The sequence below is a fragment of the Candidatus Symbiothrix dinenymphae genome, assembly GCF_001431085.1.
In genome coordinates this window covers 1-737 of sequence record NZ_BBRU01000161.1, presented here as the reverse complement: position 1 = coordinate 737, position 737 = coordinate 1, and the positions used below count along the sequence as shown (strand labels likewise).

The 737-nt window shown below is 46.4% G+C and carries 1 protein-coding gene; it reads right to left on the bottom strand.

The features are described 5' to 3' along the window. Positions 1-737 (bottom strand): hypothetical protein (locus ASC50_RS02435; RefSeq protein ID WP_158648306.1); only part of this gene is annotated, 737 nt, incomplete at both ends.

Sequence of the window (737 nt, the reverse complement as noted above, 5' to 3'; positions counted from 1 at the left end):
ATTAAAGCCTTTACAAAGTGCTTGTAGTAGTCGGTAAACACCAAATCGTCCGTTAGCAAATCCTTCAAAAACGAATAGTATTCCAACGAGGGTTTAGGCGCCTTGTATCCTGCTTTTTTGGGGGCTGTGCTTTCGGTTGCCCAATAATATGCAGCTTCTTGGATACTGCCATAAAACACAAGGCGAACAAACCCTTCACCACGAATAATGACTTCGGCAAAGCGTTTTACGGTTGGCGAGATGTCATCAGGGATTTTTTCTAATTCGCGCTTCATATCGTCAAGCACATATTGCTTGTACGTTTGCGGCGACATATTTGCTGTTGCCTTTAAAAACGCCGTATAATCGTTGTCATTCTTCGTATCGGCAAAAATCGTTTTTATATCGGAAGGGGAAAATCTGCCCGAAGTGTAAATAAATTCGGAGTCGTTCGGTTCTTTGTCGGCGCGGTGGCGGGCATGTCGGCGCGATTTTTTGCGCAGGTCAACGTATATTTCCTGCTCCTCGCCCGGCACCACAAAGGTATAAAGTTCCGAACCGGCAGCCAAAATGAGCATTATTTGCGGTTTATTGATGGGCAACTCGCCTTCAAAAGAGCCGTCGTCAGCCACTTTCAGTGTTATGGGAGTGTTGTCGGGGTCAAAAAGTTCGTTGGCAACCACCTCCACCGAAAGTCCCATATCCTTGTGGTATCCCAGCAATTGTCCGCGCAGGATGGTTTTCTTGGTGGTGACAAA